This is a genomic window from Stenotrophomonas sp. 82F1 (genome assembly GCF_056861525.1).
Genome location: NZ_JBSPUD010000005.1, coordinates 146342 through 167798, shown reverse-complemented (window position 1 = coordinate 167798; position 21457 = coordinate 146342). Strand labels below are relative to the sequence as shown.

General features: G+C 66.2%; 13 protein-coding genes. 8 read left to right on the top strand and 5 right to left on the bottom strand.

The window, feature by feature from the left end; all coding sequences use genetic code 11:
• Positions 1–292: 292 nt before the first annotated feature.
• Both AC13GI_RS08420 and AC13GI_RS08415 read right to left on the bottom strand, forming a co-directional pair.
• Entirely contained in the window at positions 293–3052 is a 2760-nt protein-coding gene (locus AC13GI_RS08420) for a TonB-dependent receptor (RefSeq protein WP_482996007.1), read from the bottom strand.
• Between the two features lie 277 nt (positions 3053–3329).
• Positions 3330–5387 (bottom strand): glycoside hydrolase family 97 protein, encoded by a 2058-nt coding sequence (locus tag AC13GI_RS08415; protein ID WP_482996006.1) that lies wholly within the window; start codon positions 5385–5387, stop codon positions 3330–3332.
• A gap of 236 nt (positions 5388–5623) precedes the next feature.
• On the opposite strand from AC13GI_RS08415, the gene AC13GI_RS08410 reads away from it, so the two are divergent.
• From AC13GI_RS08410 to AC13GI_RS08385, 6 genes are all read left to right on the top strand, one after another.
• The gene (locus AC13GI_RS08410) at positions 5624–7816 is read left to right on the top strand and encodes a glucosidase family protein (RefSeq protein WP_482996005.1); all 2193 of its coding nucleotides are present in this window, start codon (positions 5624–5626) and stop codon (positions 7814–7816) included.
• The gene (locus tag AC13GI_RS08405; protein WP_482996004.1) at positions 7813–9300 is read left to right on the top strand and encodes an MFS transporter; all 1488 of its coding nucleotides are present in this window, start codon (positions 7813–7815) and stop codon (positions 9298–9300) included. The genes AC13GI_RS08410 and AC13GI_RS08405 overlap by 4 nt, the downstream gene beginning before the upstream one ends.
• The gene (locus AC13GI_RS08400) at positions 9300–11039 is read left to right on the top strand and encodes an alpha-amylase family glycosyl hydrolase (protein WP_380658137.1); all 1740 of its coding nucleotides are present in this window, start codon (positions 9300–9302) and stop codon (positions 11037–11039) included. Before AC13GI_RS08405 ends, AC13GI_RS08400 begins: the two co-directional genes overlap by 1 nt.
• 104 nt (positions 11040–11143) lie before the next feature.
• Positions 11144–11530, top strand: a complete 387-nt coding sequence (locus AC13GI_RS08395) for an SseB family protein (RefSeq protein ID WP_099819312.1) — start codon at positions 11144–11146, stop codon at positions 11528–11530.
• 79 nt (positions 11531–11609) lie between these two features.
• A complete protein-coding gene (locus AC13GI_RS08390) occupies positions 11610–12074 on the top strand; it encodes a GNAT family N-acetyltransferase (RefSeq protein ID WP_099819313.1) in 465 nt (154 codons plus the stop codon).
• Positions 12071–12376 carry a hypothetical protein gene (locus AC13GI_RS08385; protein ID WP_099819314.1) on the top strand — a complete coding sequence of 102 codons (306 nt, stop codon included), beginning with the start codon at positions 12071–12073 and terminating at the stop codon, positions 12374–12376. The genes AC13GI_RS08390 and AC13GI_RS08385 overlap by 4 nt, the downstream gene beginning before the upstream one ends.
• A 171-nt stretch (positions 12377–12547) precedes the next feature.
• On the opposite strand, the gene AC13GI_RS08380 is transcribed toward AC13GI_RS08385, so the two are convergent.
• The 3 genes from AC13GI_RS08380 to AC13GI_RS08370 form a co-directional block, all read right to left on the bottom strand.
• Entirely contained in the window at positions 12548–16132 is a 3585-nt protein-coding gene (locus AC13GI_RS08380) for an ABC transporter permease/M1 family aminopeptidase (RefSeq protein ID WP_482996003.1), read from the bottom strand.
• Positions 16133–16144: 12 nt separating this feature from the next.
• Positions 16145–17044 carry an ABC transporter ATP-binding protein gene (locus tag AC13GI_RS08375; protein ID WP_099819316.1) on the bottom strand — a complete coding sequence of 300 codons (900 nt, stop codon included), beginning with the start codon at positions 17042–17044 and terminating at the stop codon, positions 16145–16147.
• Positions 17045–17116: 72 nt separating this feature from the next.
• On the bottom strand, positions 17117–17581 hold the full coding sequence (locus AC13GI_RS08370) for a GNAT family N-acetyltransferase (protein ID WP_100551785.1): 465 nt from the start codon (positions 17579–17581) through the stop codon (positions 17117–17119).
• A 315-nt stretch (positions 17582–17896) separates the two neighbouring features.
• On the opposite strand from AC13GI_RS08370, the gene AC13GI_RS08365 reads away from it, so the two are divergent.
• Positions 17897–19393 (top strand): ATPase domain-containing protein, encoded by a 1497-nt coding sequence (locus AC13GI_RS08365; protein WP_180163844.1) that lies wholly within the window; start codon positions 17897–17899, stop codon positions 19391–19393.
• The gene (locus AC13GI_RS08360) at positions 19383–21437 is read left to right on the top strand and encodes an ATP-binding protein (protein ID WP_482996002.1); all 2055 of its coding nucleotides are present in this window, start codon (positions 19383–19385) and stop codon (positions 21435–21437) included. The genes AC13GI_RS08365 and AC13GI_RS08360 overlap by 11 nt, the downstream gene beginning before the upstream one ends.
• Positions 21438–21457 lie beyond the last annotated feature (20 nt).

Sequence of the window (21457 nt, the reverse complement as noted above, 5' to 3'; positions counted from 1 at the left end):
TGGATCTACCGGAGAGGCGATGTTCCGGCGATCGGCATCCACGCATGGCGTGGATCTACCGGGGTTGTGCCGAATGGATCCCGGTCATGCATGGATGCGATGCCAATCGGGTAGATCCACGCCATGCGTGGATAGGCGATGCGATCGGGTAGATCCACGCCATGCGTGGATGGGCCTTGCCGGTCATCTGTCGGCACGCGCGCAAAAGAAAACCCGCTGCCTGCGCAGCGGGTTTCCGGTTCTGCCGATTGATGTCGTTGCCAGGCATGGCCTGGCACTACTGATCCTGATCCTAGAACTTGTAGTTCACGCCCAGCATGTAGGTGCGGCCCCACTCGATGTACTCCAGCGGGCGATCCTTGGTGCCGGCATAGGTGCGGTACGGCTCGTTGGTCAGGTTGCTTCCCTGCAGCAGCAGGGTCAGCCCGCGCAGGCTGCTGCTGTCGCTGAAGGTGTAGCTGATCTGCGCATCGGTCACGTTCTCGCCCACCACGTAACGCAGGGTGCGGTTGCCGTTGAAGTTGCCGATCTCGCCGATGAAGTCCGAACGACGACGCTGGCTGACACGTGCTTCAAAGCCACTGCGCTCATAGTAGGCAGTGAAGTTGTACACGCGCTTGGACAGGCCGGGCAGGCTGATCGGGTCGGTGCCGACGCTGGAGGCGCTTTCCGGATCCAGGATCTGGATGTCGCTCTTGTTGAAGGTCGCGCTGGCCTGCACGCCGAAGCCACGCAGGCTGTCGGTCAGCATCTCCAGCGGGAACGACGCGGTCAGCTCCAGACCCTTCAGCGTACCGCCCTTGCCGTTGACCGGGGTCGAGAAGGTGCCGGTCGGCAGCACCGGCACCACCATGCCCGGCGGCGGCACATAGTTGCCCAGCAGCCCGGTGAAGTCGTAGTTATCCACCGACTGGGTGTAGACGTAGCTCTTCAGGTCCTTGTAGAAGATCGCGGCGGCCACGTAGGCCTTTTCGCCGAAGTACTTCTCGTAGGACAGGTCGAGCGCGGTGGCGCGCCACGGATCCAGCAGCGGATTGCCACCACTGCCGCCGGGGCGACCGGTACCGGTATCCACGCCGAACTCCAGGCCGGCCCGCATCTGGTCCACGCGCGGGCGGGCGACCTGCTTGGCTGCAGCAAAGCGCAGGGTCTGTTCGTGCGGGAACATGAAGGCCAGGTTCAAGCTCGGCAGCCAGTCGTTGTACTTGCGGCCATCGGAGTACGGCTGGATGTTGTTGCCGGCCGCCTGCGAGCTGTCCCAGTAGCGTGAGTTCGAGCTCTGGTCGGTGTGCTGCATCTGCACGCCGATGTTGCCGCGCACGCCGACCACGCCGATGTCGGTGTTGATGTTCAGGCGCGCCCAAGCGGTGGTGATCTTTTCCTGCACCGTCCACGACTTGGGAATCAGGTAGTCGAGGTTGTCGACCGGATTGAAGGTCATGTAGCGACCGACCGCGCCCGGCACGTTCCAGGCCGGGATGGTGCCCAGACCGGCGAAGCCCAGGTTGACCGGGCGGTACTGCAGGTCCGATGCGATGTTGGCATCGCCCTGTGCGCCCAGCAGGATGTTGCCCTCAGACTGCGTCTTCACCTTGCGGCGGTCGGCATAGTTCACGCCGATATCCAAGTCCGGTGCCCACGACGCCATTGCTTCGGGCAGGGCGATGGTCGCGGCCAGCTTGCCGCCCTTCAGGCGGTCTTCCACCTTCGGCACCTTGCCGTAACCAGAACCGTAGATGGTGTTGGTCAGGAACAGCGCGTCCGGGTTGGAGTAGTTCAGGCCCGGGCTGATCTGCGAGAAGCCGTCCTGGCGGAACTGCACACCGACCGTATCCAGCTGCGGCATCGGGGTCAGCTGCAGGTTGTTTTCCAGGTTCAGCTCGTCACGGGTGGCTTTGGAATAGTTCAGGTCGGCGACCAGCTTGACGCTGCCGAAGGTGAACTCGTTGTTCCAGCCGAACGCATCGATCTTGTCCTTGCGCTTGTTGTACATGCCGCGCACCAGCGGGTACACGCCACTGGCGGTGCCACCGGTGAAGGTGCCATTGGCGTTGACCTGCGGATTGCTGACCAGCAGGCCCGGCGTGTAGTTGCCGTTGTAGTTGCTGAGGTTGAGCTCGAACTGGTTGGCGGTGTCGATCTGCTCCGCCTCGGTATGGAACGCGTCGAAGGTGCTGGTCCAGCTGTTGTTCGGCCGGAACTGGATCGTGGCCATCACACCGTCGCGCTTGTTATTGCCGGTGCGGCGCAACGCCTTGATGCCGTCGGTGAAGTAGGTGCCAGCAGCAACCCCGGGGCGGTTGCCGTTGGTGGTGTGCTCGGTGGTCCACGGCTCGTACAGGCCCACCTGGTTTTCCTGGATCGGCATGTCGCTGTGCGCGTAGCCGATGGCGATGCCGAGGGTCTTGTCCAGGAACTGGTCGATGTAGCTGGCGCTGAAGCGGTTGCCGTACGGATCGGTGTCGGCGGCGCGGCCCAACGAACTCTTCTGGTAGCGGCCGCTGATCGCGATGACGCGGTCGGGGAAGCTGAGCGGACGTGCGGTCTGCATGTCGATGGTGCCCGACAGGCCCTGGCCGACCAGTGCCGCATCCGGGGTCTTGTACACGGTTACGCCGTTGACCAGCTCGGACGGGTACTGGTCGAACTCGACGCCACGGTTGTCGCCGGTGCTGACCACTTCACGGCCGTTGAGCAGGGTGGTGGCGAAATCCGGCGACAGGCCGCGCACGCTGATCACCTGTGCACGACCGGCCACACGCTGCGCGGCAAGGCCGGGCAGGCGCGAGATCGATTCGGCGATGCTGACGTCGGGAAGCTTGCCGATGTCCTCGGCGGAAATCGCTTCGACCACCGAGGTGGCGTCCTGCTTGGTCGCGATGGCGCTTTCGATGCCGCGTCGGATGCCGGTGACCTGCACGGTATCCAGGTTGGTGGCGGCGGTGCCGGTCGGCGGGGTGGTGGTGGTCTGCGTGGACTGTGCTGCTGCCAGCGACGGCGTCAGTACGACGGCCAACGCGATGCTCAGCGCACTGCGCTTGTGGTTCAACATTTTCCCCTCCCAGGCAATGTTGTAGTGCGATTCGTGGTCGTCCCGATGCTGTCGAGGACGTGCGACGCGGTGGCCGCTGTCGTCGCCGCTATGGTAGGCAGCGCGTTCTTCGTGGGAATCACCCTGCATACGTATTCAATGGCGTTTGCAGGGTTGTAATCGCTTTCAGGTGCATCGTTCCGTAGAGCCGAGCCCACGCTCGGCTGCGTTCCGGTGCTGCGCACCGCCGCCCGAGCATGGGCTCGGGCGCTACAGGGGCGCGCAGGCCGGCAAGCGTTCAGTGGACCGGTGTAAATCGGATTGCCTGCCCGCCGCCCGGCGCCAGCACCAGGGTGAGTGAATCGGTGCTGCTGACCTCGCGGGTCTCGCCCTTGAAGGCGAAGGGATTGCTGCGGAAATCCGCGCCGTCGCCATCGCGGTAGATCTCGGCGCGGTATCGCACGCCCGGCTCCAGGAAGCCCAGCGACACCGGCAGCACGCGGCCGTTCTCATCGGTGATGCTGCCGAGGAACCAGTCGCGGCTGTTGCGGTCGCGGCGCACGATCGTCACGTAGTCGCCGACCTCGCCATCGAGCACGCGGCTCTGCTCCCAGTCCACCGCCACGTCCTCGATAAAGCGGAACGCGTCGCGGTGCTGCAGGTAGTGCTCGGGCAGATCCGCGGCCATCTGGATCGGGCTGTACAGCACCACGTAAAGGGCCAGCTGGCGGGCCAGCGTGCTGGGGATGGCCTGGCCGTGGCGGCCCTTCAGGCTGAGGATGCCGGGGGTGTAGTCCATTGGCCCGGCCAGCATGCGGGTGAACACCAGGTTGACCTCATGCTCGGGCGGGTTCGGTGGCTGTCCCCAGGCGTTGTATTCCATGCCGCGCGCGCCTTCGCGCGAGATCCAGTTCGGGTAGGTGCGACGCAGGCCGGTGTCCTTGATCGGCTCGTGTGGATTCACCGACAGGTGCCGGCGCGCGGCCTCCTGCACGACCTTGAGGTGATGACGGGCCATGAACTGCCCGTCGTGCCACTCGCGCCACAGCGGGCCGCCGGCCGGGTTGCGGCGATCGACCTGGCCGTCGTCGCAGACGTAGCCGGTCTTGAACTGATCCACGCCCAGCCGCGCATACAGGTCCAGCGCAGCATCCAGCTGGTCTTCGTAGTGTTCGATGGCGCAGCCGGTTTCATGGTGGCCGATCAGGTGCACGCCCTTCTTCAACCCGTACGCCGACAGTGCTTCGATGTCGAAATCCGGCGTGGCGCGGGTGAAGTCGAAGTCGTAACCGTTGCCGACCCAGTTGCCGTCCCAGCCCGGATTCCAGCCTTCCACCAGCACGCCACGGAAGCCGTGCGCGGCGGCGAAGTCGATCACCTTCTTCGTCTTGGCGGTGGTGGCCGCATGCTTCGGTCCGGTCGCCCAGCTTTCTTCATCCAGGTGCATCGACCACCACACCCCCAGGTACTTGGCCGGCTTCACCCAGCTCACGTCGCCCAGCGCATTGGGCTCGTTGAGGTTGACGATCAGATCGGACTCGACCAGCCCGCCGGCGCGGTCGGCAATCTGCAGGGTGCGCCATGGCGTGGCGAAGGGCAGGGCGCGGCGTACCTTCCAGCCCTCGGCCGAAGGCGAAAGCTGCGCGCGCAGGCGCTGACCATCGGTGCGGCGCAGCCACATGCCTGCATAGTCGACCAGGGCCGCTTCATGGATGGCCACGTGCAGGCCGTCGTGGCTGCGCAGGGTCATCGGCGTGTGCACCAGTGGCACTTCGCGCAGCGGCGTGCGCTGGTACAGGTATTCGTAGTGGATCGGTTCGCCTGCGGGTATCCACCAGGCGGTGGACTCCGGTGCGATGGCGAACTCGGTCAGTTCGTCATCGATGATCGCTTCGCGCAGGTTCGGTTGCTCGGGGAACACGTAGCGGAAACCCAGGCCGTCGTCGTAGACGCGGAACACCACGTCCAGCCGGCGCTTGCTGCCGGTGGTTTCGGCCAGGTGCACGGTCAGTTCGTTGAAGCGGTTGCGGGTGAGGCGGCGCTCGCCCCACGGCTGTTCCCAGCGGTCGTCGACACTGCGGCGTTCCTGCGCCAGCAGGCTGAAGTCGCGGTCGAGGCGACCATCCCGCAGTTCAAAACCCAGCTTCGAATCGGCCACCACGGTCTGGCCAAGGCGCTCGACGCGGTAGCGTGCGGTACCGCCGTCCAGCACCAGGCTGACCTTCAATACCTTGTCCGGTGATTCGACGCTGGCGATCTGCGGTGCCGCCGCCTGTGCCAGCGTGGCCAATCCCAGCAGGGCCAGGCCGAAGGCGTGCGCGAACACTGCGCGTACCGTTGTGGGTGACGTCGGCATTTCCCCTCCCAAGGCGCCGTTGACAGACCCGGACCATAAGCCAGCGCGGCAGGCGCGCCGGTACTGCGCGCCATGAATACGTATGCAGCTGGACGCAGCCCACAGCCCCGCGTCTACCATGGGGCCAAGGCACCTTGAGGGAGGTGCCGCGCCCGCACGCCGGCAACGGCAGTGCGGACCCACAACGGTGCAGAGAGGGAGGGAGGTCGACGGGCGCAAGCCGGTCTGCCGCTTCGATGCTGAAGATCATTTGCCTGACCGCTGCCCTGGGGGCAGCGCTGGGGACGACCGCGCACGCGGCCGACCTGACATTCGACGGCCGCCAGGCGCGTGCCGAAGCCGCTGCCAAGGGCAGCTTCATCCTGCATGCCGTCAAGGGCGAGGTGCGCATCGCCGCCGCGCCCATGCGCAGCCAGACCGGCAGCGTGATGTTCGATGCGCTGTTCGCATTGGCCCAGCAGGAAATGGACCAGGACCGGGTGGACGCGATCCGCGATCCGGCCTTCGATGAAGGCCGCCCGGTACCGTGCGGGTGCTTCCAGACCGGCGCTCGCTGGCCGTACGTGTGGACGCGCGACGTCAGCTTCGCTGCCGACCTGGCGCTGGCCAAGCTGGACCCGAAGCGCACCCGGCAGTCGCTGCAGTTCAAGTTGTCGGCGGCGCGCGACGGGCATACGCCTGGCCTGTTCGTGGCCCAGGACACCGGCTCCGGTGGCAGCTGGCCTATCAGCAGCGACCGCGTGGTGTGGTTTCTCGCCGCACGCCACCTGCTGGATGATCCTGCGTTTGCCGATCAGGTCTGGCAGGCGCTGCAGGCCACGCTGGCGCAGGACCGGGCGATGGTGTTCGACGCGCAGATGGGCCTGTATCGCGGCGAGACCTCGTTCCTCGACTGGCGCGAGCAGACCTATCCGGACTGGACGCGCGAGGACGTGCGCTTCATCGGCGATTCCTATGCGCTGTCCACCAACGTGCTGCACTACCAGGCGCTGCGCCTGGCGCAGCAGATGGCCGCGCAGCGGGGCGGCGAACGCAGCGAGCAGTACAAGGCCTGGGCCGACGCACTGGCGGTGCAGATCGACGCGCGTTTCTGGCGCGAAGACATGGGCCAGTACATGAGTTACATCGGCGAAGCGGCGCACCCGGTGCCGTACGCCAAGATCGATCTGCTTGGCCTGTCGCTGGGCATCCTTGCCGACGTGCTGCCTGCCGAGCGCGCGCGCCGGGCGCTGGCGGGCTATCCGATGGGTGCTGCCGGCAGCCCGGTGGTGTGGCCGCAGGAAGCGCAGCAGCCGATCTACCACAACCGCGCGATCTGGCCGTTCGTCAGCGCCTACTCGCTGCGCGCGGCGCGCAAGGTGGACGACGCGCCACGCATCGCCGCGGAGATCCGCTCGTTGATGCAAGGGGCGGCGTTGGCCGGTTCCAACATGGAGAACTACGAGCTGGTCACCCAGGCCGTGCACGTGGACGAAGGCGCCTTGAGCGGCCCGGTGGTCAATTCCGAGCGCCAGTTGTGGTCGGTGGCCGGCTATCTGTCGATGGTGACCGAGGGTGTGTTCGGCGTGCAGGACGACGGTCGCGTGCAGCCCAAGCTGCCGGCCGAGCTGGTGCCGGAGCTGTTCGGGAAGCAGAAGCGGATCAGTCTGGAGTCGGGCGGCAAGCGCTATGTGCTGGAGCGCCCGAAGCAGGTGGGCGCTGGCTTGCTGGTCGCAGGAAAGACGCGCACGCGCGGCGCCACGACGACCGTGCAGCTGGTCGCCGCGCCGGCAGCGGTGAGCCGCGAGATGCCGCGCGCCGATGCCAATGCACGTGCGCCGGCCACGCCGCTGGCGCCGCAGGCAAAGCGCAGCGGCAGGGGCTGGACCGTCGCGGTCGCCGCCGGCCAGGTGCTGTGGCAGGACGGTGTCGCGGCCTCGGCCAGCAAGGGCCAGGTGCGCATCGGCGAGGATGGCCTGCAGCACTGCCTGAGCCTGACCCGTCGCGAAGGTGCGCTGGAATCACTGCACAGCCCGATGGTCTGCGTCGGTCCGCAGCAGATGCTGCGTGGCAGCCGGCAGTGGCAGTTCAGCGCCGCCAGGGCGGGCCACGCGCGCCTGCGCCTTCAGTACAGCAACCCGAACGGTCCGATCAACACCGGTGTGACCGCAGCGGTGAAACAGCTGGCCGTGCAGTGCAAGGGCCAGCCGCCGCAGCGGCACACGGTGGCTCTGCCGCACAGCGTCGCGGCGCAGGACTCGACCGCTGCAACCTTCGCGGTGCCCAAGGGCCGCTGCACGGTGACCCTTGAAGAGGGCTTCAACATGAGCGCGCTGCAGCACTTCGCGCACTACACCGGCGGCAAGGGCGGGCGCGATGGCGTGCTCAACCAGGCCCAGGTGCACGCACTGAAGGTCGCGCCGGTGACGGCAGCAGAGGACGCACGATGAGTCGTCCTGCAAAGCCGCAGTTGTCGTTCTGGCAGATCTGGAACATGTGTTTCGGCTTCCTTGGCATCCAGTTTGGTTTCGCCCTGCAGAATGCCAACGCCAGCCGCATCTTCGAAACGCTGGGTGCGGACATGGAGGCGGTGCCGGGACTGTGGATCGCCGCGCCGCTGACCGGCCTGCTGGTGCAGCCGGTGATCGGCTACCTGTCCGACCGCACCTGGACGCGCTGGGGACGGCGCCGGCCGTTCTTCATGATCGGCGCGGTGCTCACAACGCTGGCCCTGCTGGTGATGCCGAACTCGTCGACGCTGTGGATCGCGGCCGGCACGCTGTGGGTGCTGGACGCCTCGATCAACGTATCGATGGAGCCGTTCCGCGCCTTCGTCGGCGACCAGCTGGCACCGCGGCAGCGCCCGGCCGGCTATGCGATGCAGAGCTTCTTCATCGGCGTCGGCGCGATCGTTGCCAGCTTCCTGCCCTTCATCCTGGCCCACTTCGGGGTTGCCAATACGGCGGCGGCGGGCGAGGTGCCCGATACCGTGCGCTATGCGTTCTACTTCGGCGCGGTGGTGCTGCTGGCAGCGATCACCTGGACGGTGGTCAGCACACGTGAGTATTCGCCCGACGAGCTGGCCAGCTTCGATGACGCCGAACCGCCGGCGCACCACGCCGGCACTGCGGTCAGCGGCCCTGCGCCATGGGCGCAGGTTGCGCTGTGGTTGGGGCTCGGCGTGCTGCTGGCGGCACTGATCGCGTGGCGCCAGGGCGACAGGATGCTTTACGTGCTGGCCGGTCTGTGCGCGGGCTATGGCGCACTGCTGGCGGCGGCGCGGGTACTGCCGGGCACGCACATGCTGGCCGCCATCGTCGGTGACCTGCGCGCGATGCCGATCACCATGCGCCGCCTGGCCTGGGTGCAGTTCTTCTCGTGGTTTGCCCTGTTCGCGATGTGGATCTTCACCACGCGCGCGGTGGCCGGCATGCACTTCGGTTCCACCGACGTCGAATCAGCGGCCTACAACGAAGGCGCCAACTGGGTGGGCGTGCTGTTTGGTGCCTACAACGGCTTCGCCGCACTGGCCGCGCTGCTGATCCCGCCGATGGTGCGGGCGATCGGCCTGCGCTGGAGCCACCTGGTCAACCTGTGGTTGGGTGGGGCAGGGCTGATCTCGATGATGTTCATCGACGATCCGCAGTGGCTGCTGCTGTCGATGGTCGGCGTGGGCTTTGCCTGGGCCTCGATCCTGTCGTTGCCCTATGCGCTGCTGTCGGACAGCGTGCCGGCGGCGAAGATGGGCGTGTACATGGGCATCTTCAATTTCTTCATCGTGATCCCGCAGCTGGTCGCGGCCAGCGCACTCGGTTTCGCCCTGCGCGCATGGCTGGGGGGCCAGCCGATGCATGTACTGGTGCTGGGTGGCTGCAGTCTGTTGATTGCGGGTCTGTGCGTGTTGCGGGTTCCGTCCCGTCCGGAGGTGGTGTGATGCGTGGTGCTCTGTCTGTTGCTGTATCCCTTGTGTTGTTCGCTGGCCATGCTGCGGCCGCGCCACGCCCGGCCTATGTCGGCACCACCGAGCCGTTCGCCAGCGACGCGGTGTACTTCGTGGTCACCGACCGCTTCGTCAACGGTGATCCGTCCAACGACCATCGCGACCAGGGCGGCAAGCACCGTACCTTCGATATCCCGGTGCCATGCCCGGACAAGGTGGACGGCAACATCGGCTACCTCGGTGGTGATTTCCGCGGGGTGCTCGACAACGCCGATTACATCCGCAACCTCGGTTTCGGCGCGGTGTGGATCACCCCGATCGTCGACAACCCGGACGAGGCCTTCACCGGCAGCAAGCCGATCAGCTGCACGAGCACGCTGACCGACCGTGGCAAGACCGGCTACCACGGTTACTGGGGCATCAACTTCTACAAACTCGATGAACACCTGCCCAGCAAGGACCTGGACTTTGCCGGGTTGACCAAGGGCTTGCACGGCGCAGGCCTGAAGGTGGTGCTGGACATCGTCGGCAACCACGGGTCGCCGGCCTGGACCATGCCGAAGCGGCAGCCGCAGTTCGGCCAGATCTTCGACAAAAACGGCACGCTGATCGCCGACCACCAGAACCTGCCGCCGCAGAAGCTGGACCCGGAGCACAACCCGCTGCACGCGTTCTACAACGCCATCGGCCCGGTCGACAGCAAGGACGGATCGATCTTCGACGGCAACCTGGCAGAGCTGAGCGACTTCAATCAGGACAACCCGGCAGTGATGGACTACCTGGTGGGGGCCTATCTGCAGTGGACCGCGCAGGGCGTGGATGCGCTGCGCATCGACACCATCGGCTGGCTGCCGCATCCGTGGTGGCACGCGTTCGTCAACCGCATCCGCGCGCAGCACCCGGGCATGTTCATGTTCGGCGAAGCGTTCGACTACAACGCGGCCAGCATCGCGGAACACACCTGGCCGGCCAACGCCAATGTCAGCGTGCTCGACTTCCCGCTGCGCGGCGCGCTGGAGCAGACCTTCGGCACCGCCGGCAAGGGGTTTGAGACCCTGTCCGAGCCGCTGCACCTGACCGGTGGTCCGTACGCCAATCCGTACGAGCTGATGAGCTTCTACGACAACCACGACATGCCGCGCCTGCAGGCCAGCGACAACGGCTTCATCGACGCGCACAACTGGCTGTTCACCGCACGTGGCATTCCGGTGGTCTATTACGGTTCGGAAACCGGCTTCATGCGCGGCCGTGCGGAACACGCCGGCAACCGCGCCTACTTCGGCCAGCCGCGGGTGGATGCTGCCCCGCAGAGCCCGATCTTCGCGCCGCTGCAACGCATCGCCAAACTGCGTGAGGCAACGCCGGCGCTGCAGCGCGGCCTGCAGGTGAACGAACGTCTGCAGGGCGATGAAGCGGTGTTCTTCCGCGTGCTGCAGCACGCCGACGTGGCGCAGACTGCGCTGGTGCTGTTGAACAAGGGCGATGCTGTGCGCAGCATCGAAGTGGACCGGTACCTGCAGGCGGGTACCTGGCGTGATGCGCTGGACGGCGGCGAGATGAAGGTGAAGCGCGCGCTGAAGGTGGAGGTGCCGGCGCACGGGGTGAAGGTGTACGTGCTGGATGCACCGGTGCAGCAGCCGGCCCTGCAGGCCGAACTGGACAAGGCCATGGCAGACCAGCAGTCTCGCGACCAGCGTCTGGGGCGCTGGGAGACCCGGGCCGGGCGGCTGTAGAGCCGAGCCTGCGCTCGGCTGCGCTTCCCCGGACTGCAGATGGTGGCAGCCGAGCGTGGGCTCGGCTCTACAATGGGCACCCCTGATTGCCTCACCGCACCGCCATGACCGACCTTGCCCCGCAGACCCCGATCGAAACCCTGCTCAAGGCCGCGATGGACGGAACAGTGCCGATCCGCGCGTTCATGGAGGCCTTCGTCGCCTCCGAGGTAGTGCTGCTGACTGGCAGCCTGGTCACCCCCGATGGCAGCGGCTTCGATCCGCTGCTGTTCGACAAGCAGGGCACCCTGCACGTGGCCGTGTTCACCGATCCGGCGCGGGTGGGCATCTACAGCCAGCAGGCCGAACACCAGGTCCGCTGGCTGATGCTGGACGTGCTGCGTCGCGTGCCGGGCGGCTACGGCGTGGTGATCAACCCGGGTACCTCGCTGGGCTTCGAGATCTCGCCCAGCGGCATCGGCGAGATCCTGAAGGACTTCGCGCAGGTGTAGAGCCGAGCCCATGCTCGGCTGCTTCCCTTCGGGTGCCGTACGTGATCCCCTTGGTCAACAACGGAACTGAGGCTTCGCCGTGGAATTCAAAGTGCTCTCCGCCGACGCGCCGGAAAGGCTGCAGCTGGCACAGTGGTACAACGCGCAATGGGGCCGGGATGCCGGCGTGTCGCTGGAGCAGGAACTGCAGCGGCTCAACCAGCCGCAGGATGCGGAAGGCTTCCCGCACCTGATTGCAGCATTCGATGGCGGCCAGGTGGCAGGCGCGGTGCAGCTCAAGCGCCGGGAGATGCAGGCATTTCCGCAGTACGAGCATTGGCTGGGCAGTGTGTTCGTGGCCGACAGTCATCGAGGCCGTGGGTTGGCAGGCAGATTGGTCGAACAGGCTGCGGCGCAGGCGGTGCGGATGGGCGTCTCGCATCTGTACCTGCAGACCGAAGCCCTGGATGGCGGCCTTTACGCGCGGTTGGGCTGGACGCCCGTGCAGGAAGCCGACAGCCACGGCTATCGCGTACTGGTGATGGTACGGGAGCTGGGCGCATGACCGCCGCTTCGGTACGCCATTCCCGTCTGGCCCTGGTCTTCCTGATCGGCGCCATCGTCGCAGCGCTCGTCGCCATGCCACTGCTGCGCGCGGTCGGCATCGTGCAGTGGCCGGTGTTCGTCATCGCCTGGCTGATCAATCTGGGCGCGGCCTGGCATCTGGGGCAGTGGGCGCGGCAGCAGGGCCGTTCGGAGTTTGCCTTCATGTTGCTGGCTGCACTCGGCACCGTGGCGTCGATCGTGATCTACGTGCTGTTGGCGGTGTTGGGGCCGAAGGCCGGTTCGCAGAGCCCCGCAGCGTAGCCGAGGGCGTCAACCGGGAAGTACGGCATCCACGCATGGCGTGGATCTGCTTCCGCCATCGCATCGTCCGGGCAGATCCACGCCACGCGTGGATACATGCCAGTAGATCCACGCCATGCGTGGATGCTTCAGCAAACGGTGCCGGCCCATTGACCGGCACCATCACACACATTACATCGTCACCTTGCGCCGGTTGTCCTCGCTCACCCGGTCGATCAGCTTGTTGTACGGATCGAAGCCCGCCTCATCCGGCCTGGCATCCACCGTCACCGTGATCTTCGGCTCGGCTGTGGTGATGTGGTGGCGCTGCAGGTACAGCACCTTCTGGTCATGTTCCTTGCCTGACGGACCGTTGGCGAACACCCCGATTTCCACCCAGTCGTCCATGGTGCCGGCGGTTTCCTTGCCCTTGCCATCGGCGTACTGCTTGCTTGCATGCAGGTCCAGGGTCACGTCGTAGCGACCGTCGGCACGCTTGCGCGCGCTGGTGGCCAACACCCGGTTGTCGTAGAAGCTCATCTTCTCGAACAGGTCGGTCAGCAGCTGCTGGCGGTCGGCGGGCGTTTCGGCGCGGATGTAGGCCAGCAGTTCCCGCGAGGTCGTGTACGGCGGCTGCTGGTAGCCCTTGTCCTGCAGGAAACGCTTCAGGGCGCGGTTCAACGCCTCCTCGCCGATTTCCTCGCGCAGGCGGTAGAACACCAGCGAACCCTTCTGGTAGTGGATGTACTGCTGGTTCTCGACACGCTCCAGCGGCAGCTCCTCGATGGCCTCACCGCCGCGCCCGGACAGGTAGCCATCCAGCTCGCGCTTGAGGAACTGGCGCATGTGCTGGCGACCGTACTCCTGCTCCATCACCATCAGTGCCGAATACTGCGACAGCGACTCGGACAGCACGGTTGCACCCTGCACGTTGGCGCCGATCACCTGGTGCGCCCACCACTGGTGCGCCACTTCGTGGGCGGTCACGTAGAACACATAGTCCACCTTGTCCGGGTCGCGCAGGTCGGCGATGAAGCCGATCGACTCCGAATAGGGAATGGTGTTGGCGAAGGACTGGGCGAAGCGCTGGTAGCCCGGGAACTCGATGATGCGTACCTGGCGATGCTGGTACGGAGTGAAGTTGGCTTCGTAGTAGGCCAGCGACTTCTGTACCGCGTCGATCATGCGGTCCACGTTGTAGCCATGGGCGGGATCGAAATACACCTCGATCGGGATGTCCTTGTACTTCGCCCGGCGAACCTCCCAGCGTGCCGACAGGTAGGCGTAGAAGTTCAGCATCGGCCGGTCCATCGCATAGCTGAAGCAGCGCCGCCCGTTTACCGTGGTCTCGTGCTGCAGGTAGCCCGGCGCCAGTGACACCTGGTCCGGTGCCGTGCAGATGGTGCTGCGGAAGTCGAGCCAGTCGGCGTCATTGGTGACGTAGTTGTTCGCGCGTGCGGCTTCGTCTTCCAGCTTGGGCATGCGCCGTGGCTCGCCGAGGTCACGCTTGCGACGCTCGTTGCGGTCGCTTATCTCAACGCGTTCGTTGTAGCCGAAGGACGGCAGTACGCGGCTGTTGAAGAAGCTGCCGTTGTCGACGATGTTGCTCGGCGCCTGATCCGCGGTGATGCCATGGGGCTGCTGCACCACACGGAAATGGATGCGGCGCTCTTCGCCCGGCTGCAACGGCGTGGCCAGGCGATAGATGCGGTAGCCAAGGTCGGCGTCGTGCATCGACAGCGTCTGTCCGCCTAAGTCGACGGCCACCAGCTGTTTGTCGTCGGCCGTGGCCACGTGCACCTCCTGGATGGGCGCGGCGTGGGTGTTGCGGATCGTCCAGTTGGCGTCGATCACCATCGACTGGGTCTCGGGATGCAGGTCCACCCGGTTGTCCACGGCGATGATGCGCGGCTGCGGCAGGTTGCGGTATTTCGACAGTTCGCGTTCGTAACGTGCCTGCAGGTCCAGCTGCTGGTCCGGCGAAAGGAAATCGTTGCGGATGTTGGTGCTCCAGTACAGCCAGCCTCCTACCGCGATGAACGCGACGGCGGCCAGCGCTGTCATCGCGCCGGTAGGGCCATGCAGGCGTCGCCCAGCCAGGGCAAGCCGCTGGCGCAGGCCCTGGCTGACACCACGTACCCAGAATGCCGATGCCAGGCACATCAGTGCCAGCAGGAACAGCGCCCAATAGCCCTGGAAGGCCAACTGTCCGGTCAGGAAATGGCCGTAGCCGTTCATATCCGAATAGGGGGCAATCGGCCAGCTGCCGAAGTTGTAGATGTTCTGGGTGTAGTCGAGCATGCCCAGCACGCCTTGGCCGATCATCACCACGATCAGCAGCGCGTAGCCGAAGAACTTGTTGTTGGTCAGCACCTGCAGCACCAGCGCCAGACCGCCCATCAGCACGTACACGACCGAATCCAGCGCAAGGCTGCGCAGGTACAGCAGCGGTTCGAGATGGGTGTAGCCCTTGGCCAGCTGCACGGCCATGGCGGCCAGCGCGCCGGCCGCCTGGAAGCAGGCGATCACCGCCAGCAGTGCGACGAACTTGGCCAGCAACGGCACCCAGTTGGGGACCGGCATCGCATCGTTCACCTCGTTGATGCGTGCGCCACGCTCCTTCCACACCAGCTCACCGGCGAAGAACAGCACGATGATGATCAGCAGCCAGCTGAAGGCGCCCTGCAGGGCCATGATCATCTGCGAGGTGACCGGCCAGATGGCGGTGCCGTACAGCGTCTGCCGGAACAGCGCGGACGGCAGGAAATTGGCCAGGCCCAACACCAGCAGCACGATGAAGGGCACGCTGCGCAGCACGCCGCGTGTATCGAACCGCACCTGGCGCAGGAACTGCCGCCACGCGGTGCCTGTACTGAACACCGGCGTCACCCGCGGCAGCGTGGTCGTTGCCGGTCGCAGCGGCGCGGGATCTGCTGATGCCACCGCCTTGCCGCGGCCCCAGCGCCGGCGGCCACTGCCGCTGCGCTCGGTACGGAACAGGGCGAAGGTGGCTGCGAACAGCGCGGCGGCCACGGTCAGCCACAGCACCCGGTTGGCCAGCAGGTAGCCGGCCAGTTCCGGAATGCCGCTGTTGCGCTCTTCTGTGGACCAGTAGCGGATGGTGCGCGACAGCGCACGCATGCCCAATGGCTCGGTCAGCACCGCGATCCAGGTGTTGTCGATGTCGCGCAGCAGGGCAGCGCTGACCCCGTACAGCACGAAGTAACCGACCACGCCGATGTACACCCACAGGATCGAACGGGTGGTCACCGCCAGCAGCGACAGCAGTGCCGTGGTGAACAGCAGGTTGGGAATGACTACCACCGCGAAGGTCCAGGCATAGCCCGCCCAGTGGGTGGGCCCCAGGCGCTCGGCATCGACCCAGGGCATGAACTGCGCCACCAGTATGCCAACGGCGATCAGCACGTATACCAGCAGGCCCGACACCAGCGCCGCGCCGATGCGCCCGGCCAGATAGTGGCGGCGTTTGATCGGGCTGGCGAAGATCAGTTCGGCCGTGCCCAGTTCGAAGTCACGCAGCAGCGCGTTGCTGACAAACAGGGTGGACACCAGCATGCCGAGCAGGGTGAATATGCCCAGCATCGAGGCGACGACGGTGGGGGCATTGCTGTGCACGTTGCCGCTGCCGCCCCCGATCTGCACCGCATCACTGGACGCGGCACCGAAGGCGAGCAGAGCGAACAGTGCGGCAAACAGCCACAGCAGCGGGGAACGCAGCTGCTCGCGCAGCTCGAACCGGAAGAAGTCGAGGGTCATGGTGTACTCCGATCAAGCTGCACGGGCGCGCGCCTGCAGGCGCAGGCGCTGGAAATACACGTCCTCGAGATCGGGTGCGACCGGCGCGAAGCCATCGCCCGGGTCGCTGGCGCTGTGCACGTGGATCACCGGACGGCCACCCACCAGGCGCGAGGACAGCACCGTGTAGCGCGCCTCATGGTCAGCCAGTTCGGACGGGTCCACCTGCTTGCGCCAGACCTGCTGCTGCAGCGCCTCGATCGCATCGGTGGGGCGCCCGGTCAGCAGCACCTGCCCCTTGTTCATGATCGCCATGGTCGGGCACAGGTCGGTCACGTCCTCGACGATGTGGGTGGACAGGATCACCGCCACGTTCTCGCCGATGGCCGCCAGCAGGTTGAGGAAGCGGTTGCGTTCTTCCGGGTCGAGCCCGGCGGTGGGTTCGTCGACTATCACCAGGCGCGGGTCGCCCAGCAGCGCCTGGGCGATGCCGAAGCGCTGGCGCATGCCGCCGGAGTAGGTGCCCAGCTTGCGCTTGCGTGCATCCCACAGGTTCACCTGCTGCAGCAGGCCGTCAACCACTTCGCGGCGCTGGCCACGCTGGGTCAGGCCCTTCAGCACGGCAAAGTGTTCCAGCAGGTCCAGCGCGCTGACTTTCGGGTATACCCCGAAGTCCTGCGGCAGGTAGCCCAGGCGACGGCGCACGGCGTCCTTGTCGCGCAGCACGTCGATCGGTGATTCACCGGGAATGCTCAGGGTGGCACTGCCGCTGTCGGCCTCCTGCAGGGTGGCCAGGGTGCGCATCAGCGAGGATTTCCCCGCGCCGTTCGGCCCGAGCAGGCCGAACATGCCGCGGGGAATATCCAGGGTGACCCCGTTCAACGCGTGCACGCCGTTGGCGTACGTCTTGGACAGCGAATCGATCTTCAGCATGCGACGTACACCTTTCCGTGTGTTGATCTGCTGTTTATCGCGCTGAACGGGGGCCGCGTCATGCCCCTTTGGTCATGGTGCCTTTGGCCAGCGGTCCAGCTGCCAGCACAGCAGCGCACCGTCCTCGGCATCCACGCGCCGACCGACCGTGCGGAAACCGTTCCGGCGCAGCACTGCCTGCGAGGGCAGGTTGTCCACCGCCGTTTCGGCCTTCAGCACGTGTATGCGCGGCTCCGTCCACGCCCATTGCACGAACTCGGCCAGTGCGGCGCCGGCCAGGCCGCGTCCCTGGTGGGCCGGGGCGATGCCATAGCCGAGGGTGAGAACACCGGCCTGCGGCGTGCAGGTCAGCGACAGCAGGCCCACCGTGCGTGCCGCCACGACGATCCGCCATGCGGCCGGCGCAAACTGCGGCTCGATGGATGCGGTGAGGTCGGCCAGCAGGGCGATCACTTCGGGTGGGGCGACAGCGTTTTCAGCGGTATGGGTGCAGGACAGCAGAGCGCGCACGTCGTGTGCGGACGCAGGAATGAGCATGGGAACCTCGACAGGGAGTTGCCCGGAAGGGCATTGCCGGTGCGAGGGCAGGGCAGCGTGAGCCTCAGCCCAGGTGCAACTCGCCGTTCGCCGCCGTCACCGGTGCGGTGTGGGAACTGCTGGCGGAGGACAAAGGCCTTCTCCTGGCGGTAGGGAATGCTGCGCGGACTATGCGCGCATAGCGTAGCTGCGGATCGCCGGCGCAGTGAAGCGGCGGCCGTGAAATCTTCCTGAATGCGTTGGCATCGTTGCGCTGGATCACACAATGCGTCGACAGGGGCGCCGATACGCTCTGCCCCTCATACAGCGAAGTCAATGCGAGCGCGCATGCGGATCACAACGGGAATTGAAGGGTTGGACAGCATCATTGGCGGCGGGCTGCCGCAGGCGAGGCTGTACCTGCTTGAAGGGCCACCGGGTTCCGGCAAGACCACGCTGTCCCTGCAGTTCCTGCTGGAAGGCCTGCGACGCGGCGAGCGCTGCCTGTACATCACGCTCTCGGAAACGGCCGAGGAGCTGCGCGAAGTCGCGTTGGCCCACGGTTGGTCGCTGGACGGCCTGCACCTGTTCGAGCTGGGTACGGCCGAAGGGGCGATGGGCAACGGCCGCCTGCAGTCGGTGCTGCACTCGTGGGAAATGGAGCTGGACGAGACGGTCAACCTGATCATGTCCAAGGTGGACAGCATCGGGCCGACGCGCGTCGTGTTCGATTCGTTGTCGGAACTGCGCCTGCTGGCACAGGATTCGCTGCGCTATCGCCGGCAGATCCTCGCACTCAAGCAGTTCTTCGCGCCCAAAAGCGCGACGGTGTTCCTGGTGGACGACCTGACGTCCACCGGCGATGAGCGCGATGGCCAGCTGCACAGCCTGTGCCACGGCGTGCTGTCGCTGGAACGCCTGACCCTGGACTTCGGCCCTGCGCGGCGGCGGATGCAGGTGCAGAAGCTGCGGGGCGTCGATTTCGTTGCCGGCTACCACGACATGGTGATCCGTCGTGGCGGCGTGCAGATTTTCCCGCGCCTGATCGCCTCCGAGCATCACGGCCGGTTCGTCGGAACGCCCATCAGCAGCGGAGTGGACGAGATCGATCGGTTGTTGGGCGGTGGACCGCTGCGCGGTACCTCCACGCTGTTGACCGGCCCGGCCGGCAGCGGCAAGACCAACGTGGCACTGCAATACGTCTGGGCCGCCTGCGAGCGCGGTGAGCGCAGCTGCATCTTCGAATTCGACGAGCGGGTCGGCACGCTGCTGGCACGCGCCTCCGCGCTGGACATCGACCTGGACAAGCACCTGCGTTCGGGCCTGCTGGAAATCCTGCAGATCGATCCCGCGGAAATATCGCCCGGCGAGTTCTCCTGGAACCTGCGCAAGGCCGTGGAAGAACGCAACTGCAGCGTGCTGGTGATCGACAGCCTCAACGGCTATGTCACCGCCATGCCGCAGGAAAAACAGCTGATGCTGCAGCTGCACGAGATGCTGTCCTACCTGAACCAGAAGGGCGTGGCGACCTTCATGATCAACCCACAGCATGGGCTGGTCGGCACCATGTCCACCGGCAGCCTCAACGTGTCCTACATCGCCGATGCGGTGGTGCTGTTCCGCTTCTTCGAAGCCAAGGGACGCATCCGCAAAGCAATTTCGGTGATCAAGAACCGCGGTGGTGCGCATGAGGACACCATCCGTGAACTGAAGATCGACGGGCGCGGCATCACGGTCAGCGCCGCGCTGGCCGATTTCCAGGGCATCCTCACCGGCACGCCCGAATTTGTCGGCGACAGTGCGGCGCTGCTGGGCCAGTCCAATGTCCGATAGCGATGATGGCGGCACGGTTGTCCGCATCGTTGCTCCGTTCGGCCGCGATGCCGACAGCATCGCGGCGGTGCTGGCCAACGCGGGTCTGACACCGCACATCGCCCCCGGTCTGGAGGCATTGGCCCGCCAGCTCGACGACTGCACCGGGCTGGTGGTGGTGACCCAGGAAGCAGTGGCGCGCGACAGCGAAGCGCTGCTGCAGGCGCTGCAGCAGCAGCCGGCCTGGTCGGACATTCCGTTCATCCTGCTGCGCTCGGCGCGTTCCTACCGGCGTTCCACCCGCGAACCGCTGCTGCCCGGCTCGATCAACGTGGTGGAGATGGATCGGCCGCTGGGCAGCATGTCGCTGCTCAGCGCTGTGCAGGGTGCGCTGCGTGCACGCGCGAAGCAGTTCGTGGTGCGCGACCAGGTCACCGCATTGGCTGATGGCCGCGCGGCACTGGCGCGCAGCGAATCGGAGCTGCGCCTGATCGCCGACGCGATGCCGGTGCTGATCGCGTTCGTGGACCGCGCGCTGTGCTTCCGCTTTGCCAACAAGGCTTACGAAAGCTGGTTCGAACTGGCCACCGGCGACGTGATCGGCAGGCATGTGCGCGAGGTCATCGGCGAGCCGGTGTGGCAGCAGCGTCGGCCGGCGATGGAAGCGGCGTTGGTCGGCCGTGAGGCGGTGTTCGAGATCGTCTGGCCCCATCGTGTGTACGGGCGCCGGGACTGCGAAGTGCGTTACTCGCCACGCCGGGATGCCGATGGTCGCATCGACGGCTTCCATGTGTTCGTCACCGATATCACCGCCGCCAAGCTGGCCCTTGCCAGCAGCCAACAGCACGCGCACGCGCTGGAGGCGATGGTGGCCGAGCGTACCCGTGAGCTGGAAGCGCAGATGGCGGCACGCGAGGCCAGCGACGCCGCACTGCGGCAGTCGCAGAAGATGGAGGCGATCGGCCAGCTGACCGGCGGTATTGCCCACGACTTCAACAACATGCTGACCGGCATCCTGTCCGCGCTGGACATCGTGCGGCTGCGCCTGGACATGGGGCGGGTCGACGACCTCGAACGTTTCCTGGACACCGCCACCGCCTCGGCCCAGCGTGCGGCGGCACTGACCCAGCGCCTGCTGGCGTTCTCCCGGCGGCAGTCGCTGGATGCGCGGCCGGTGGAGATCAACACACTGCTGGTTTCGGTGCAGCACCTTCTGCACAGCACCCTGGGCGAGGCCGTGCGTATCCGCGCCGAGCCCTCGCCGCTGCCGTTGCACGCCACGCTGGATGCCAACCAGTTCGAAAGCGCGCTGTTGAACCTGGCCATCAACGCGCGCGATGCGATGCCGCACGGCGGTGATCTGACCCTGCGCGCATCGGCGGTCAGCGTTCGCCAAGGTCAATACACCGCCGTGCCCGCAGGCGACTACGCGATGGTGGCGGTGGCCGATACCGGTGCCGGCATGGCGCCGGAAGTGGTCGAGCGCGCCTTCGAGCCCTTCTTCACCACCAAGCCCATCGGCAAGGGCACGGGCCTGGGCATGTCGATGGTGTACGGCTTCATGCAGCAGTCCGGCGGCCACATCGCGATCGAGTCCAGTCTGGGCGAGGGCACGACGGTGCTGTTGTTCATTCCGTTGTCGGAAGCCGTGGCGGAGGACGAGCCTGCACCCTCGCAGCCGATCCGGCGTGGTGCCGGCCAGTCCATCCTGGTGGTGGAGGATGACGAACAGGTACGGATGCTGGTGACGGTGGTGCTGGAAGACCTGGGGTATCACGCCCAGGTGGTGGGCGATGCCGACGCGGCGATCCCGATCCTGGCCTCGGCGCAGACCATCGATCTGCTGGTCACCGATGTCGGGCTGCCGGGGCTCAACGGCCGCCAGCTGGCGGAGATCGCGCGGCAATCGCGGCCAGCGCTGCCGATCCTGTTCATGACCGGCTATGCGGAAAAGGCGCAGGAACGCGCGGCCTTCCTCGACGAAGGCATGGCGATGATCGCCAAGCCGTTCCTGCTGGACGAGTTCAGCATGGCGGTACGCACGGCGATGCCCGGCGGCGCGTAGCGCTGTAGGCCTTGTAGAGC